This is a genomic window from Kitasatospora sp. NPDC018619, from assembly GCF_044391605.1.
In the GTDB taxonomy this organism is placed as follows: Bacteria; Actinomycetota; Actinomycetes; order Streptomycetales; family Streptomycetaceae; genus Kitasatospora.
Genome location: NZ_JBISAI010000013.1, coordinates 196,508 through 210,405, shown reverse-complemented (window position 1 = coordinate 210,405; position 13,898 = coordinate 196,508). Strand labels below are relative to the sequence as shown.

The 13,898-nt window shown below is 72.3% G+C and carries 16 protein-coding genes and 1 riboswitch; of the genes, 6 read left to right on the top strand and 10 right to left on the bottom strand.

The genetic code is table 11. The annotated features are described in order from the left end of the window. Positions 1-26: 26 nt before the first annotated feature. Complete coding sequence (locus ACH5AR_RS22110; protein WP_396303162.1) at positions 27-830, bottom strand: enhanced serine sensitivity protein SseB C-terminal domain-containing protein; 804 nt, start codon at positions 828-830, stop codon at positions 27-29. Positions 831-1,037: 207 nt separating this feature from the next. Beyond that, positions 1,038-1,138, top strand: a riboswitch (glycine riboswitch). A 229-nt stretch (positions 1,139-1,367) separates the two neighbouring features. On the opposite strand from ACH5AR_RS22110, the gene gcvT reads away from it, so the two are divergent. The 4 genes from gcvT to ACH5AR_RS22090 all read left to right on the top strand — a co-directional run bounded on the left by gcvT (position 1,368) and on the right by ACH5AR_RS22090 (position 5,877). Then, entirely contained in the window at positions 1,368-2,489 is a 1,122-nt protein-coding gene (gcvT, locus tag ACH5AR_RS22105) for a glycine cleavage system aminomethyltransferase GcvT (protein ID WP_396303161.1), read from the top strand. Positions 2,490-2,612: 123 nt separating this feature from the next. After that, a complete protein-coding gene (gene gcvH / locus ACH5AR_RS22100) occupies positions 2,613-2,993 on the top strand; it encodes a glycine cleavage system protein GcvH (RefSeq protein ID WP_396303160.1) in 381 nt (126 codons plus the stop codon). Between the two features lie 83 nt (positions 2,994-3,076). Continuing rightward, positions 3,077-4,357 carry a serine hydroxymethyltransferase gene (glyA, locus tag ACH5AR_RS22095; RefSeq protein WP_396303159.1) on the top strand — a complete coding sequence of 427 codons (1,281 nt, stop codon included), beginning with the start codon at positions 3,077-3,079 and terminating at the stop codon, positions 4,355-4,357. A gap of 152 nt (positions 4,358-4,509) precedes the next feature. Further along, complete coding sequence (locus tag ACH5AR_RS22090; protein WP_396303158.1) at positions 4,510-5,877, top strand: L-serine ammonia-lyase; 1,368 nt, start codon at positions 4,510-4,512, stop codon at positions 5,875-5,877. A 331-nt stretch (positions 5,878-6,208) separates the two neighbouring features. Here the strand turns inward: ACH5AR_RS22090 and ACH5AR_RS22085 are convergent, their stop codons facing one another. Continuing rightward, complete coding sequence (locus tag ACH5AR_RS22085) at positions 6,209-6,463, bottom strand: hypothetical protein (RefSeq protein WP_396303157.1); 255 nt, start codon at positions 6,461-6,463, stop codon at positions 6,209-6,211. A 128-nt stretch (positions 6,464-6,591) separates the two neighbouring features. On the opposite strand from ACH5AR_RS22085, the gene ACH5AR_RS22080 reads away from it, so the two are divergent. Beyond that, entirely contained in the window at positions 6,592-7,563 is a 972-nt protein-coding gene (locus ACH5AR_RS22080; RefSeq protein WP_396303156.1) for a hypothetical protein, read from the top strand. On the opposite strand, the gene ACH5AR_RS22075 is transcribed toward ACH5AR_RS22080, so the two are convergent. The 6 genes from ACH5AR_RS22075 to ACH5AR_RS22050 all read right to left on the bottom strand — a co-directional run bounded on the left by ACH5AR_RS22075 (position 7,560) and on the right by ACH5AR_RS22050 (position 11,961). Then, positions 7,560-7,868, bottom strand: coding sequence for a hypothetical protein (locus tag ACH5AR_RS22075; protein ID WP_396303155.1), 309 nt, complete (start codon positions 7,866-7,868; stop codon positions 7,560-7,562). The two genes, ACH5AR_RS22080 and ACH5AR_RS22075, sit on opposite strands and share 4 nt — an antisense overlap. A 397-nt stretch (positions 7,869-8,265) precedes the next feature. Further along, a complete protein-coding gene (locus ACH5AR_RS22070) occupies positions 8,266-8,706 on the bottom strand; it encodes a hypothetical protein (protein WP_396303154.1) in 441 nt (146 codons plus the stop codon). 176 nt (positions 8,707-8,882) lie between these two features. Beyond that, on the bottom strand, positions 8,883-9,353 hold the full coding sequence (locus tag ACH5AR_RS22065) for a hypothetical protein (RefSeq protein ID WP_396303153.1): 471 nt from the start codon (positions 9,351-9,353) through the stop codon (positions 8,883-8,885). Next, the gene (locus ACH5AR_RS22060; RefSeq protein ID WP_396303152.1) at positions 9,350-9,793 is read right to left on the bottom strand and encodes a hypothetical protein; all 444 of its coding nucleotides are present in this window, start codon (positions 9,791-9,793) and stop codon (positions 9,350-9,352) included. Before ACH5AR_RS22060 ends, ACH5AR_RS22065 begins: the two co-directional genes overlap by 4 nt. A gap of 107 nt (positions 9,794-9,900) precedes the next feature. Further along, positions 9,901-11,124: a helix-turn-helix domain-containing protein gene (locus ACH5AR_RS22055; RefSeq protein WP_396303151.1), complete on the bottom strand. Its 1,224-nt coding sequence runs from the start codon at positions 11,122-11,124 to the stop codon at positions 9,901-9,903. 150 nt (positions 11,125-11,274) lie between these two features. Beyond that, complete coding sequence (locus ACH5AR_RS22050) at positions 11,275-11,961, bottom strand: hypothetical protein (protein ID WP_396303150.1); 687 nt, start codon at positions 11,959-11,961, stop codon at positions 11,275-11,277. An 88-nt stretch (positions 11,962-12,049) separates the two neighbouring features. Here ACH5AR_RS22050 and ACH5AR_RS22045 point away from each other — a divergent pair, with 88 nt between their 5' ends. Beyond that, the gene (locus tag ACH5AR_RS22045) at positions 12,050-12,685 is read left to right on the top strand and encodes a hypothetical protein (RefSeq protein ID WP_396303149.1); all 636 of its coding nucleotides are present in this window, start codon (positions 12,050-12,052) and stop codon (positions 12,683-12,685) included. A 50-nt stretch (positions 12,686-12,735) separates the two neighbouring features. Here ACH5AR_RS22045 and ACH5AR_RS22040 read toward each other — a convergent pair whose 3' ends face one another. Together ACH5AR_RS22040 and ACH5AR_RS22035 are read right to left on the bottom strand one after the other, a co-directional pair. After that, a complete protein-coding gene (locus ACH5AR_RS22040; protein WP_396303148.1) occupies positions 12,736-12,960 on the bottom strand; it encodes a holin in 225 nt (74 codons plus the stop codon). Between the two features lie 2 nt (positions 12,961-12,962). After that, on the bottom strand, positions 12,963-13,895 hold the full coding sequence (locus ACH5AR_RS22035) for a hypothetical protein (protein WP_396303147.1): 933 nt from the start codon (positions 13,893-13,895) through the stop codon (positions 12,963-12,965). Positions 13,896-13,898 lie beyond the last annotated feature (3 nt).

Here is a 13,898-nt window from a genome sequence, read left to right as displayed (position 1 = left end):
CGGCGTGCCTGTGATCCGGACCCCGCTCACGCCCGCGTGTAGAAAGGCAGTACCCGGGTGAGCAGCCACTCGACCACCGGGTCGTCGGCGAGGTCGAGCAGTACGAGGTGGACGCCCCCGGGCAGCGGCGCGGTTCCCAGCGCTCGGCCGAGTGCGCCGTTCACCGCGGCCGGGTCGGCGGGCGCCGCCGGGTCCAACTGGACGCCCACGAACATCACGGTCGGCTCGCCCTCGATGCTGGCCAGCGCCCGGCGGGCGGTCAGCACCCCGGGCAGGGCCGCCAGCTCGCTGCGGCAGGCGGCCAGGAAGTGCTCCGGGTCCTCGCCCGGCACCGGCTCGCGCAGCGCCACCCGCCCGCCGGTCGGCTCCGCGGCGTCGCCGGCGCCCTCCCAGCGGTCCTCGCGCGGGCCGCGGCGCAGCTCGGCGACGCCCTGCGGCGGCACCGGCAGGCCCACCGCGGCCTCCGGGTTCACCGCGATGCCCACGCCCAGCGGCAGCCCCCGGGCGAACTCCCACACCGGCGCGATCGCGAAGGCCATCCCCGGCGCCTGCTGGAGGAACACCTCCTGCGAGGAGAACACCGGCACGTACGGGTCGCCGCCCAGCTCGACGGTCGGCAGGTCCAGCGCCTCCCCCTGCGGGTCGGCCCCGGCCGGCAGCGGCACCCACACCCGGCTGCGCGCCAGCACCTCGATCACCCGCGGCGTCGCGCCCGGGTCGCCCAGGGCGGCGGTCAGCACCTGCTCCAGTTCGTTGGCCGGCCAGGAGCCGCCCGCCGGCGCCCCGTCCGGTCCGCCCCACCCCTGCTGCTGCTCCACCGGGTACTCCATGCGCCGCCGATTCCGCCCTCTGCCGTTCGGCCGCCCACTGCTGCGCCGACGCGCAGCAGTCTAGAGGCGCGCGGGGGCCGGGACGGGACTCGTGTTCGGGTCCGCCGGGTGTGACCGGGTCCCCCCTCCCCTCTCCGTCCGGGACGTGCCATGATGTGCCCGTCCGACGGCATGCGCCGCGGGCCCCACAACTCCATACCGGCCGCTCGAACCCGCGCGGGAGAGCCCGGAGTGCCCCCAGGCACGGCCGGCGCCGAAGGAGCAAGTCCTCCCCGGAATCTCTCAGGCCCCCCTACCGCACGGGTTAGGCACATCTGGAAAGCGGCGCCCGGCCCTGTCGTGCGCCCACCCACGGTGCAAGCCGTCATGCTGTCCCCCAAGCTGGAAACGGCTGCGGGCGGCGGACGGTGAAGCTCTCAGGTTCGACGACAGATGGGGAGACCCACGCCGCCGCATGCCCGCGCGCAGGGTCGGCCCGCCAGCGGGCCCGGTCCGGCGCGTGCACCCCTGAGTGCCCCGACCGAGGAGTTCCTGGCCATGTCGTCCCTCCGCCTGACCGCGCTCGACGCGCTGCACCGCGCCCTCGGCGCGACCATGACCGACTTCGCCGGCTGGGACATGCCGCTGCGCTACGGCAGCGAGCGCGAGGAGCACCTCGCCGTCCGCACCAGGGCCGGCCTGTTCGACCTCTCGCACATGGGCGAGATCACCGTCACCGGCCCGCAGGCCGGCGAGATGCTGGACCACGCGCTGGTCGGCTTCGTCTCCGCGCTGGGCGTGCTGCGCGCCCGCTACACCATGATCTGCGCCGAGGACGGCGGCATCCTGGACGACCTGATCGTCTACCGCCTGCGCGAGGACTCCTTCCTGGTCGTCGCCAACGCCTCCAACGCCCAGCTGGTCCTCGACGAGCTGATCGCCCGCGCCAAGGGCTTCGACGCCGTCGTCACCGACGACCGCGACACCTACGCGCTGATCGCCGTCCAAGGCCCGGAGGCCACCGGCATCCTGGCGAAGACCACCGACGCCGACCTGCCCGGGCTGAAGTACTACGCGATCCTCCCGGCGCAGGTGGCCGGCCGCTCGGTGCTGCTCGCCCGCACCGGCTACACCGGCGAGGACGGCTTCGAGATCTTCTGCGCCCCGGCCGACGCCGAGCCGGTCTGGCAGGCGCTGACCGCCGCCGGCGAGGGCCACGGCCTCGTCCCGTGCGGCCTGTCCTGCCGCGACACGCTGCGCCTGGAGGCCGGCATGCCGCTGTACGGGCACGAGCTGTCCACCGACCTCACCCCGTTCGACGCCGGGCTGGGCCGGGTCGTGCGCTTCGACAAGACCACCAACGACGGCGCCTTCGTCGGCCGCAAGGCCCTGGAGCGGGCCGCCGAGGCGGCCGGGGCCAACCCGCCGAAGGTGCTGGTCGGCCTGGTCTCCGACGGCAAGCGGGTGCCGCGCGCCGAGTACGCCGTGGTCACCACCGAGGGCGAGCCGATCGGCCGGATCACCTCCGGCGCGCCGTCCCCGACGCTCGGCCGCCCGATCGCGATGGCCTACGTCGACGCCGCCCACGCCGCCCCCGGCACCACCGTCGCGGTGGACGTGCGCGGCCGGCACGAGCCCGTCGAGGTCGTGGCGCTGCCCTTCTACAAGCGCGCCCGCTGACCGGTCCGCGAACGCGCCCGCCGGCCGTCCGCCGGACCCCGGATTTCCCATAGACGCAGGTCGAAGCCGTCCGAGCGGCGGCCCGCTTCGTCGTACCCGCTTCCCATCCTGGAGAATGACGCCATGAGCAACCCCCAGCACCTGCAGTACACCAAGGAGCACGAGTGGCTGACGGCCGCCGAGGACGGTGTCTCCACGGTCGGCATCACGGAGCACGCCGCCACCGCCCTCGGTGACATCGTCTACGTGCAGCTGCCCGCCGTCGGCGACACCGTCACCGCCGGCGAGACCTGTGGCGAGCTGGAGTCCACCAAGTCGGTCAGCGACCTGTTCTCCCCCGTGACCGGCGAGGTCACCGAGATCAACCAGGACGTCGTGGACGACCCGGCCTCGGTGAACGCGGACCCGTTCGGCAGCGCCTGGCTGTTCAAGGTGCGCGTCGAGGCCACCGACGAGCTGCTCAGCGCCGACCAGTACGACGCGCTCATCAACCCCCAGGGCTGAGCCACCCCGACGGGACGGGCCGCGGCAGCGCGGTCCGTCCCGCCGCCGGCCCCTTTCCCTCCTCCTCCCGGGAAGACCACACCATGACGGTTCTCAACCAGTCCCTGCACGCCCTCGACCCGGAGATCGCCGCCGCGGTCGACGCCGAGCTGCACCGCCAGCAGACCACCCTGGAGATGATCGCCTCCGAGAACTTCGCCCCGGTGGCGGTCATGGAGGCCCAGGGCTCGGTGCTCACCAACAAGTACGCCGAGGGCTACCCCGGCCGCCGCTACTACGGCGGCTGCGAGCACGTCGACGTGGTCGAGCAGATCGCGATCGACCGCATCAAGGCCCTGTTCGGCGCCGAGCACGCCAACGTCCAGCCGCACTCCGGCGCGCAGGCCAACGCCGCCGCGATGTTCGCGCTCATCCAGCCGGGCGACACCATCCTGGGCCTGAGCCTGGCCCACGGCGGCCACCTGACCCACGGCATGAAGATCAACTTCTCCGGCAAGCTCTACAACGTGGCCGCGTACCGCGTGGACGAGAAGACCGGCCAGGTCGACATGGCCGAGGTCGAGCGCCTCGCCAAGGAGCACCAGCCGAAGCTGATCATCGCCGGCTGGTCCGCCTACCCGCGCCAGCTGGACTTCGCCGCGTTCCGCCGGATCGCCGACGAGGTCGGCGCGCTGCTCATGGTGGACATGGCGCACTTCGCCGGCCTGGTGGCCGCCGGGCTGCACCCGAACCCGGTGCCCTACGCGGACGTGGTCACCACCACCACCCACAAGACCCTGGGCGGCCCGCGCGGCGGCGTCATCCTGTCCAGGGCCGAGTACGCCAAGAAGATCAACTCCGCGGTCTTCCCCGGCCAGCAGGGCGGCCCGCTGGAGCACGTGATCGCCGGCAAGGCGGTCGCCTTCAAGGTCGCGGCGTCGGAGGAGTTCAAGGAGCGCCAGCAGCGCACCCTGGAGGGCGCCCGCATCCTCGCCGAGCGCCTGCTCCAGGCCGACGTGGCCGAGGCCGGCGCCACCGTGCTCTCCGGCGGCACCGACGTCCACCTGGTCCTGGTCGACCTGCGCGACAGCCGGCTGGACGGCCAGCAGGCCGAGGACCGGCTGCACGAGGTCGGCATCACCGTCAACCGCAACGCCGTCCCGAACGACCCGCGCCCGCCGATGGTCACCTCGGGCCTGCGCATCGGCACCCCGGCCCTGGCCACCCGCGGCTTCCGGGCCGAGGACTTCCGCGAGGTCGCCGACATCATCGCCGAGGCGCTGAAGCCCGCCTTCGACGAGACCGTCGCCGCCGCGCTGAAGGCCCGGGTCACCGCCCTGGCCGAGAAGTACCCGCTGTACCCCAACCTGGCCAACCAGGAGTAGTCCGGCCCGGCCGGGGTGACCCGTCTCACCCCGCCGACGTACCTGGGACCCCGGGGCACCGCGCACACTGGACGAGTGCGTGCGGTGCCCCGTCCCGTGTCAGCCTCCCCTGCCTGCAAGTCCTTCCACGAGACCAGACAAGGACGTCCCCCGTGGCCATCAGCGTCTTCGACCTCTTCTCCATCGGCATCGGCCCGTCGAGCTCCCACACCGTGGGCCCGATGCGCGCCGCCCGGATGTTCGCCCGCCGGCTGCGCTCGGAGGGCCTGCTGGACCGGGTGACGGGCGTACGGGCCGAGCTGTACGGCTCGCTCGGCGCGACCGGCCACGGCCACGGCACCCCGAAGGCCGTCCTGCTGGGCCTGGAGGACGCCTCGCCCCGCACCGTCGACGTCGACCAGGCGGACAAGGACGTCGAGCGGATCCTCGCCGAGAAGCGGATCAGCCTGCTCGGCGAGCACGTCGTCGACTTCGACCCGGACACCCAGCTGGTCCTGCACCGCCGCCGCTCGCTGCCGTACCACGCCAACGGGATGACCCTGTGGGCGTACGCGGCGGACGGCTCGACCCTGCTGGAGAAGACCTACTACTCCGTCGGCGGCGGCTTCGTGGTGGACGAGGACGCGATCGGCGCGGACCGGGTCAAGCCCGACGACACCGTGCTGCGCTACCCCTTCCGCACCGGCGAGGAGCTGCTGCGGCTCACCCGGGAGACCGGCCTGTCCATCTCCGGCCTGATGCTGGAGAACGAGAAGGCCTGGCGCAGCGAGGAGGAGATCCGCACCGGCCTGCTGGAGATCTGGTCCGTGATGCAGGAGTGCGTGCGGGCCGGCATGTCCCGCGAGGGCATCCTGCCGGGCGGGCTGAAGGTCCGCCGCCGGGCGGCGGCGGCGGCCCGGGCGCTGCGCGCCGAGGGGATCGGCCCGGCCAACGCGATGGAGTGGGTGACCCTCTACGCGATGGCGGTCAACGAGGAGAACGCCTCCGGCCGCCGGGTGGTCACCGCGCCGACCAACGGCGCCGCCGGGATCATCCCGGCCGTCCTGCACTACTACCTGAACTTCATCCCGGGCGCCGACGAGGACGGCATCGTCCGCTTCCTGCTCGCGGCCGGCGCCATCGGCATGCTCTTCAAGGAGAACGCCTCCATCTCCGGTGCCGAGGTCGGCTGCCAGGGCGAGGTCGGCTCCGCCTGCTCGATGGCCGCGGGCGGCCTCGCCGAGGTCCTCGGCGGCTCCCCCGAGCAGGTCGAGAACGCCGCCGAGATCGGCATCGAGCACAACCTCGGCCTCACCTGCGACCCGGTCGGCGGCCTGGTGCAGATCCCCTGCATCGAGCGCAACGGCATGGCGTCCGTCAAGGCCGTCACCGCGGCCCGGATGGCCCTGCGCGGCGACGGGCGGCACCACGTCTCGCTGGACAAGGCGATCAAGACGATGAAGGAGACCGGGGCCGACATGAAGATCAAGTACAAGGAGACCTCGCGCGGCGGGCTCGCCGTGAACGTCATCGAGTGCTGACCGGAAGGGCGCTGAGCTGCACGAACGTCCTCCTCAGGATGCCTCACAGTTCCTCATGAGTCCTCAGGCAAATCCTCCCCATCCACTCCCTGGGGAGTGTCTTTCTCCCTGGAGACTCCCTGGCTCGGCACACAAGAGCCGCCCCGCACCCTCCACATGGGGGGTACGGGGCGGCTGCTGGGGTAGGTAGGATGCCCGGCAAGCCTCCCGAGCCAGTGGGCACCCTAACCCCTAGGTTCCCGTCCGTCAGCGCCCGGTGAAAGCGGGCACTGCCGGACGGGAAGTCCAAAGCCTGGTCGGCCGTCCGCACGGCGGCCGACCAGAGCTGACGTCAGCCCCAGACGGAGTCGTCGAGGGTGGCGGCCGAGGCCGAGGCGGCAGTCGGCGGATCAACCGGTTGCGGCGCCACGGCACCCCACACGGAGTCGGCAACGCTGCGCTGCAGACCAGTGGTGCCCGCGGCGGAAGCCGCGATCCCGGCAACCAGGGCGGCGCCGGCGAGAACGCCGGCAAGGACTCGGGCGGTGGTCCTGCGTGCAGGCACGGGCACCCCTTTCGCATCTGAGGCGGAGTAGCTGAAGTTCATCCGGAGGCATGAGTTCCTCCATGGACTAGTGTTCGTACTGTTCGACGTTGAATCAACCCTTCCCGGGATATGCTCGGAAATCTGCGCATGTGCGCAGTCCTGACAACGGGTCGTCTGGGGTAAAATCGGTGGAATCGGACACAGTTGATGGTCGCCTTTTTCTCATACCGGAAGCAGTAGACCTCTATCTCAAGATCCTCTCCGGCGCGGAACTCAGCCCTCCACCGAGTCCAGCCCGCGACCAGCTGATCAGCGTCGGCCTCATCGCCCCCGAACCCGGCCGGCCGGACCGCATGCAAGCCCTCGACGTGGACGCTGCGGTCCGCCAGTGGCAGTCGTCGCTCGTTCAGATGGCCGCCGGCATGCTCTCCGAGGCCCAATCGTTCCCAACCCAGCTTGCCGGGATGGCCTCCGCCTACCGCGCCGCACACCCCGGCCGCAGTGTAAGCCCCGGCGTCGAGATCATCACCGGCCTCAAGGCCATCAACGAGCGCCTCGAGACGCTCGTCAACAGCTGCACACGCGAGCTCCTCACCGCGCAGCCGACCGGCCCCCGCCGAGCCGAGCTCCTGGCACTCTCCTACCAGCGGGACCTCGGTGTCCTGAAGCGCGGTGCTGCCCTGCGCACGATCTACCTGCCGAGCGTCCGTGCGGATGGCCCGACGGCCCGATGGGCGCTGACAATGACCGAGCGCGGAGCCCAGATCCGGACAGGCCGCACATTCGGGCGAGCCATCGTGATCGACCGGCGCGCGGCCGTCGTGCCTGTACTGGAACCCTGGAGTTCGACCGAGGTAGCGCCGGACCGCGCGGCCGTCGTGACGGACGAGGTGCTCGTCGCCTTGGTCTGCGCCTCGTTTGAGCGGGACTGGGCCCACTCCGAGCCGTGGGGCGGCGCTCAGGAGATGGAGCTCCTCCCGATCCACACGGGGATCCTCTCGTGCCTGGCGCGCGGCTTGGAGCAGGACGAGACGGCAGCCCAGCTCGAGGTGTCCCGCCGGACGGTGACGAGCCGGCTGAGCGAGTTGAAGGTGATGGCCAGCGTGACCACGGTGCCGCAGCTGCTGTACTGGTGGGCGAGGCGGGAGCTCCAGCGCTAGCACTGGCGGATCACGGCGACGTACCGGCGATCCGAGGCCGTGAAGCGAAGGTGGAACTCGCCATCCCGTTGCAGGAAGTCCCCGACGCGGTCCAGGGCCCCCTCGCTGCTGATCATCCACAGGTACGCGTAGAGGCGGTCTGGACAGATCGGCGTGCGCTTCAACAGTTTGGCCAGGGCGTCGAGCGCGCCCTGGAGGTCGTCGTGCGTGGTCGGTTCGACCAGGCCTTCGACGGTGAGGGTGTAGGTGGTCAGGGCGTGCTCCCGGTGTCGGCCCCCCTGGCTGATGGGCGTGGCCGACCGCACCGCCGTACGGCCGGCCGGAGAGTGGTGCTACTTCGGCGGGTCCTGCCGGAAGTCGAGCCCTCCCGGCAGCAGGCCCCACGGCGGCACCGGGGGATGAGTCATGGGATGCCGCGGCGACCGGGGCGGGCGGCGCGGACCGACGCCTCGCCAGTCCTGCCACCTGCCCTGGCTGCTCGGAGGGATCCTGTCGCTCACGGCGTTCTCCCCGCGTGCGCCTCGGCCTGGTGCCGGCGCATCCAGACGCGCACATCGACCGCGGCCGAGCGGTCGAACGCCTGCTCCGCCTCGGTGTGGGCTGCGGTCAGGTCGGTACACACGGAACAGCGCGGGTGCGCGTGGGGCAGCACGGGCTGAGGGACCCGGGCGCCCCCGGCGACGGGGGCGCGACGAGCGGCGCTCACCGCCCGACTCCGAACGTTCCGCCGGGGCTGGTCGGGTCGGCGCACGGCGGACAGAGGAGGCGAGAGTACATGGCCCCGACCCCGACGACCCGCTGCTCGCGACCGCCGTGCAGCGACGCGGTGCCGGCCGGGGTGCCGCAGCGGTGGCACAGCCGATCCGTCTGCGCCGTCTCGTGGCACGGCGGGCAGCGGAGTTCCGCGGGCGACTCGGCCGGGACCACGTACGGCTGGATGCTGGTCAGGTGCCCGCAGTGCATCAGCCGGCCCTCATTGCGGGCGGCGATCATGGCCTCCATGGCGTCGCGCACCCAGGAGGGCGCGTCCACCGCGTCGATCTCGCCCGTCCTCCGGGCGCCGCGGTCGGCCTGGAGCCGCAGCCAGTGCCCGCGTGCGGCGTACGCCTGGTCGAGGAAGGCGGTGTCTCCGACATCGGTCATGCTGTTCTCCTCGGACTCAACTGCCGCGGCGACGGCCCGGAGGCCCAGCGCCAGGACGGCAGGGGCAGGGGCTTGGCTGTCCTCGGCGCGGGCCCGCAGCCACTCCCGCCCAACGGCGTTGATCTGGTCGAGTGCTGCGGTGATACACGCGAGCTGTGCCGTCTCGCTGCCGCCGGTCACCGGGCGTCCGCCTGGGCGCCGCGCTGGAACGTGGCGTTCTGGACCTGGCGGCGGATCCATTCGGTCGCCGCAGGTCGCGGCAGCCAGTCCGTGGCCGGGGCGTCGGTGACGGTGTCCCAGACCTCCCACTGCTCGGACCGGCCCGGCGGGCGCTCCACCCGCCGGGCGACGTACCGCGCCCCCACGCGCTGCCGGCAGGTCATGCGGTCGCCGTACTCGACGCGCACGATCACGGCGCTGCCGTCGGCCAGGCCGATCGGCACGTCGGTCCTCTCGTCGCCGTGCATCCAGCGTTCGAGGTCGTCGGTCCGGCCGCCCCCGAACATGCGCCGGGCGGCCCGGTACTGGGGGCCGTCCATGGGCAGCGGTTGCAGCGTGTGCCACACGGCCGCCAGGGCCTCCACGGGGGGCCGGGTGATGGGGTCGAGGTGTCCGTCGATCGACACCGTGAGGGGCTCGGTGATCACTCGCCGACCGCCTCACCGTGGCGCGCTGCGGCCTCCACGATGACCCCCAGCAGCATGTCCGGGTCGGTGACGGCGCCGGTGCCGTCGGGGGCGGTAATCCAGTAGGCGCCCACGGGGTCGCACCTGCTGGGGTCCGGGATGGACAGGTAGTGGCCATCTCCGAGGCAGCGGGCCAGGGGGCTGGTCCAGACGTCGGCGGTACCCGCCGGCACCAGGACGTAGACCTGCTGGGCGTACGCGAAGGTGGGCCCGACCAGTGGGGCGCCGGGTCGGATCGAGGCGCTCAGCGGCGGCCGGATCTCGACCGCGTCGAACAGGCGCCCCATCGGCATGATGGCAACGCCGTCCGGGTTGTGCTCCCACCACCGGTAGGCGTGGGCCGGGTCCGGTGTGCCAGTGGCCAGCCAGGCGCGGGCGGCATCGAGCGGCGGTGCCGACATGGAACGATCCCCTCACTCTGAGTCAGTGAGGGGATCGTTCCACCGGCGCCGGCGAGTTTCCGCACACATTGTGCGGAGTGAATCGGCTCGATCGGGTTGACAGGGTGTCAGGCACCGGCCCAGCGTGCGAACGCGGTCACCTCGTCCGTAGCGTGCCGGTCCAGGCGGACCAGCGTGGCCGCCGTGGACCGGGTGGTCGGGTGGAAACGGGTGTGGTTCGGCGCCGCACGCCGGGCTCGCTGGAGGGATGCGAAGGCGAGCCCGCGGTCGCCTGCGGCCAGCCGCGCCGATGCCACGTCGATGTGGTGGTGCGACGACCGCTCGGCGGCCAGGCCGGTCGGGAGGGTCCACTCCTCCGCACCCTGCTCGGCGCCCCACTCCGCCAGACGGGCGAGCGCCTGCTCGGTGTCGCCGATGTCGAGCAGCGCAGCCACCTGGTGGATGCGCACGTTCGTGGGGCCGAACGACAACTCCTGGACGGTGGTGTCACCCAGCAGCCCCGCTAGGAACTGGGCCTCGCGCAGGTACTGAGTCGACCGTTCCGGATGCCCGTCCCGGGCCTCCAGGACGGCGAGCTTGAGCAGAATGGCGCCGATCACCGCGTTGTCGTGCTCGGTCGGGCAGCCCTCCGGGGCGAGGCGCTCGACCTCCGCAATGAGCTCGGTGAGGATGCGCCGCGCCGAGCCGAACGAGCCGGTGCGCATCATCGCACCGGCGCGGAGGTACGCGGCCGTCACCTGGAGGAGGGGTTCGCCGGAGCGGTCAGCGGCCCAGTGCACGCGGTCGATCGCCGTCAGGCTCAGGTCGTGGTAGCCGAGCTTGTGGGACAGGCTGTTCGCCGCTCGGTAGCCGCGGGCCAGCCAGCCGAACGCCTGCATCTGCTGGTACCCGGTCGTGGACAGGGCGACGTGCGTCAACTCGGACAGCAGCGCAGGCAGCAACGGGGCCATCGGCACGTACGCGCCGTCCTGGCGCATCCGGGCCACCTGCTGCATCTCCGCCCCTAGAACAGGGAGCGGGCGGGGTGCGGCGTCAAGGTCGTCCGGGCTGTTGTAGGTCAGCATGATGCGACGGAGTTCCGGGATCACGGCCTGGACGCCGTCCTCGGACTCGGCGCCGTTGAGGTAGGGCTGGCCGGTGAGCCGGTCCTGCCCGACACCCAGCGCCCGGGCCATGCGGACGACCAGACCCGGGGCCGGGTTCCGCGATCCGTTCTCGTACTTCTCCAGGGCGCTGACGGAGATGTTCAACCGGCCGGCCAACTCGCGGACGGTCAGGTGACGAAGTTTTCGGTGCTCGCGGATGCGCTCGCCGACGGTGGTGTCGCTCATGCTGCCCCCAGCTCTGGGTGTCCTGCAAGCAGGGTAGGCCGTGTAGCGCCGGTTGGGTGGTCCTGCGGCCAACAAACGGCATGCGCTACCTCACCAACTCCTCCGACCATGATGGCGCCGCCCGGCGGCCGAGCGGGGGCGCGGTCCGTCTCAGGGCCGGAGCGGCACGACCACGGCCGTGGCGTCGTCGCGGTACCCCGCGGCATTCGGCTCGGCGCTGGCGACGAGGGCGTCGGCCAGGGCCTGCGGGTCGTCCTGGTGCTCGCGGACCAGGCCCTCGAGGACGTCCGCCGGGACCTGGTCGTGGACGCCGTCCGAGGTGAGGATCAGCAGCCCGTCGACGGGCACCGAGACGTACGGGGTCGTGGCGGGGACGGCCAGGCCGAGGCTGACCCCGACGACGTCCGCGAGGGCCGAGACCGGGACCTCCCCGGCGCCACGGGCCGCCCGGGTGAGGTAGGCCGCGAAATTGTGGTCGGTCGTCAGCGGCCTGCCCTCGCCGCCGACCCAGCGGTACGCGCGACAGTCCCCGGCCCAGACGAGTTCGGCGCTGCCGTCGTCCCGCAGGACGGCCAGAACGCCGACTCCGTCGGGGCCCGGGTCGGCCACCAGCAGCCCGGCCGACAAAAGCCCGGCGAGCGCGCCGCGGCCGGCACCGACCCGCGCGGCGGTCTCCGCCAGCATCGGTGCGAGCCGCACGATGTCCGGGTCGTGGCCCATCCCGTCGACCAGGGCGACGGCGGTGCGGCCGGTGGCGGCGGAGGTGTAGGTGGCGGCAGCGTCGGCGATCGGGCCGGCGGTGCCCTCGCGGCGGGCGATGCCGATGGTGGTGGTCATGGCGGTCATCATGGCGCTGCCCGGCGGCCGCCCGGGCCGGAACGCACGAAGACGCCCGCCTGGCCGAGCGGGGCGCTACCGTCTGCACATGCTGAACAACCTCACATGCGGCCGCTGCGGAACCGCAGCGGCCGACGATCCGGCCAGCGCCGACGGCTGGAACGCGCGGTGGGCCAGCGGCAGGCTCGCCGAGTTGATCTGCCCCAGCTGCCAGACCCCACTCGACGTAGCCGAGGCCGAGGTTAACGACGCCGAGCTCACGGTCGCCCGCCAGGACGGCGGGACGTTCGTCACCGACCCGGTGATCTGCATGACCGGCACCGCTGCTCAGCCGGGCACGATCCTCTACGGCGAGGCGCACCTCAGGCGCATCGCCCGCACCGGCCGCGCCGAACCGATCCCCGTGATCGAGCGCCTGCCCGAGGCCACCCGCTGCGGGCGGCGTCATCCTCTACCAGCCCTGAACGCGACGACGCCCCCGCCCTCCCGGAGGAGGGCGGGGGCGTCGTCGCGTTCAGCGGGAGAGGAGCGGCGCGACACCAGCAACCAGCCCGGCGAGACCGGTCAGCGCGCCGATCGCGGGCAACGGCCACCGGCCACGTTCCAGCGAATCGAGCCTCCCCTCATGGTCATCGAGGCGCCTGTCCGTCTGGTCACCCCGCTGCACGAGCAGCTGCAACTGGCCCTGCGTGGTGGCGTTGCCCACGTCCACAGACCGGCGTAGTTCGGCGAGCTCCAGCGCCACGGACACCCCGACATCCGGGCCCGGGCTGGTCACTGGCGGCTCCGCGGCAGCAGGCCGGCGGTCGTCGGGTCGCCGACGAACGTCGCGATGGCCGACTTCAGGACGGTCAGCGCGGCGGGCAGCGCCGCCACCGCCGCCGCCTTCACCGCGGACAGCGACGTCAGGTCGAACTGGTCCGCCAGCAGCAGTCCCAGGAACGCTACCGCGTACGTCGCGACCGTGCGCTCGACCAGATCGATGAGGAACTTCCGCATAATCAGGACTCCTTCGAGGTGAGCTGGGCCTTGAGCTGGTCGACGGACGCGGCCAGGGTCTGCACCGTGTTGGTGAGTTGGTCGAGCTTGCTGTCGGCCTCCTTGGCGCCGTTGGATGCCTCGATCAGGCTCGGCCGGTACCCGTTGGGCAGGGCGGTGAAGTCCGGCATCGGCTCCGACAGCACGGACTTCAGGATGTCCGGCAGATCAGCGCGGAGCTGCTGCACAGCGGCGAGAGCCTGCTCGGCACGCTGGGTGGCGTAGGCCCCGCCGTGCAGGGCGTCGGCGACGCTCATGTCGTAGCCGCCGTCCGCGTACTGGCCGCCGAGCCTGGTGCTCAGCAGTTCGTCAGGGGTCATGTCGTCCTCCTGGATGGTCGGGGCTGGCGTCGGGTCGGGGCCGGGCCAGCGGTACGAGGTCTGTGCGCGGCCGCCGCGCGGGTCGTTCGGGTCGGCGGTCGGCGGACACTGGCCGTCTGGGAAACGGGGCGCGAAGTAGCCGACGATCCGGCTCGACCGTCTCAGCGTGGTGTGCGACCAGACGCCGTTGCCCTGGCCGCCGTCCGTGCTGCCCTGCTGGACGCTGTTGCCGCCCTTGGTGTAGACGTTCACGCTGTCGAAGCCGATGACGAGCTCGGTGTGCGAGCCGCCGCCGAAGTTCACCCACGCACCCACGCTGGGGTACTGGCTGAACTGCCCGCGGCGCTGGGCCCATTCGGTGAACGCGCCGACGTTGTCGACCCGCGGAACGATCCCGGCGAGGCCAACATCGTCGTACATGCACCAGTCCCAAATCACGCACCAGGGCACGCCGTTCTCGCCGAAGCGGCGCCCCCACGGGGTGTCGTTGTCGTAGCCTTCGCTGGACCAGCCCTCGTACACCCGCTCGGGGACGGACTGGACGTGGTCGAGCAGCAGCTTCCACTGTGGGGACATGGG